This is a genomic window from Okeania sp. SIO2B9 (genome assembly GCF_010672505.1).
Lineage (GTDB): Bacteria > Cyanobacteriota > Cyanobacteriia > Cyanobacteriales > Microcoleaceae > Okeania > Okeania hirsuta.
This window is the reverse complement of record NZ_JAAHGK010001553.1, coordinates 1-1,534: the sequence shown is the minus strand read 5'-3', so window position 1 is coordinate 1,534 and position 1,534 is coordinate 1. Positions and strand designations below refer to the sequence as shown.

The window sequence follows — 1,534 nt, the reverse complement described above, 5'->3', positions numbered from 1 at the left end:
TGGACTTCAGTAGGAGAACCCGAAAACCTGGTTTCTTCATAGATTTCTATGTTGAAAAACTATAACGTTATAGATATGTAGTGTCTAGAACTCAAAGATGACCTCAAGTAATACCAATTTGAAAAAAGAATGTTACAAATAATAAGGGCGATAAGATGTCCCTTTGACTAATAAGATAAGTTATAAACTAAGAAATGGCATCGAAGCTATTCATTCTATACATTGCCTTACCAAAAGCTCCCCTACCTGTACGGGCAAACGGCCTTTTGCCCCTACCACTGACTCCGAAAAAATCCCCTAGCTATTTGTAGCAAACATTGATCAAATTGGTATAACAGCTAAAATCCAGTAGGGACATTCCATGGAACGTTGCTACTTTGGTCTACCCACATGAAAACCTATGTACACATGATTTAACCATTTTTGAGTTCTAGACACTACATATATAAGACGTTATAGTTTTAATTTATTACTAACTACATATAGTGTTTTTGTTTAAGTCTTATTTATATGTTATTTAAAAGCAAGAATACTTGAAGCCTTGGAAAAACTAAATTCTAAAAAAATTTGATTTTTTGAATAATTTAGATGAAGGTTGAATTTACCATTTCATCATTTTATCTATCTGGGAACGAATGTCATAAGTATCATTCAGACAAGTAATAAAACATATAATATCAACCCTAACATACTTACCATTCTTATGACAGACAATATTAAAAACAGCATTCCCTCTTGCATACCGTGAAGAAGAACCAGTAACAGTTTTGATTAGTCCTGTTGCTACTAAACTGCTCATTTTCTGTACTGCTTTAGCTGCACAATTTGACTAATTTGTAGTAGAAACAGGCTCCCAACCTGTGCTACCTCCTGGAGCTGATGTTACATTTTGTGTATTTAGTTCTTTAGTGAAAGACCCAAATATTAATGCCAGAGCTGCCCAACTAACAAATATTGGCTTTGTAATTGTATTAGTAATTTTCATTTTATCTAATACCAAGCGTGAAAAAATAATGTTACGAATAGTAAGAGGAATAAAAAGACAAATGCATGATATGTCCTTTGACAAAAAGAATGATTTACGACCTGAAAAATGGTATTGAAGCTATTGATTCTGACTCAGTCCGACTGAGTTACCCTCCTGGGAGGGGTTAGGGGTGGGTTGACTCCTAAGAAATATCCTAGCTATTTGTAGCAAATATTTATTAATTTGGTATAACCCACATTCGGTACTTCAAGTTGTATCACAAAAGAAATAAAAAAAACCCTCCAAAGGGAGGGTTTTTTTGAGTAATTAAAAATTCAATCAATCAACTAGAAATTAACCATTGATAGAAGGAGCTTCTACAGCAGCCAAATCTAGAGGTAAAGAGGCCAAACAGGGAGGAGACATGCCGGACACACTCATCGAACGCTCCGCGAAGAAGGGGCTACGCATGACCGGGCAGCGCGTGGTGATTGCTGACATTTTGGAGGAGGCAAAGGACCACCCCGATGTCGAAGAGCTGCACGCCCGCGCCATTGCCCGCGACCC

At 36.8% G+C, this 1,534-nt stretch carries 3 protein-coding genes; 2 read left to right on the top strand and 1 reads right to left on the bottom strand.

Features of this window, described 5'->3' with window-relative positions; translation table 11 throughout:
* Positions 1–601: 601 nt before the first annotated feature.
* Entirely contained in the window at positions 602–799 is a 198-nt protein-coding gene (locus F6K13_RS32550) for a hypothetical protein (RefSeq protein WP_124143732.1), read from the bottom strand.
* Positions 800–860: 61 nt separating this feature from the next.
* Between F6K13_RS32550 and F6K13_RS32545 the strand changes: the two genes are divergently transcribed.
* Together F6K13_RS32545 and F6K13_RS32540 are read left to right on the top strand one after the other, a co-directional pair.
* The gene (locus F6K13_RS32545) at positions 861–1,103 is read left to right on the top strand and encodes a hypothetical protein (protein ID WP_153183456.1); all 243 of its coding nucleotides are present in this window, start codon (positions 861–863) and stop codon (positions 1,101–1,103) included.
* Between the two features lie 225 nt (positions 1,104–1,328).
* The coding region (locus F6K13_RS32540; protein WP_287289832.1) for a transcriptional repressor at positions 1,329–1,534 on the top strand (206 nt) is incomplete at its 3' end.

Bases quoted from the DNA above. Each gene is read 5' to 3' on its own strand.
- F6K13_RS32550 (WP_124143732.1), bottom strand. From the start codon at position 799: ATGAGCAGTTTAGTAGCAACAGGACTAATCAAAACTGTTACTGGTTCT.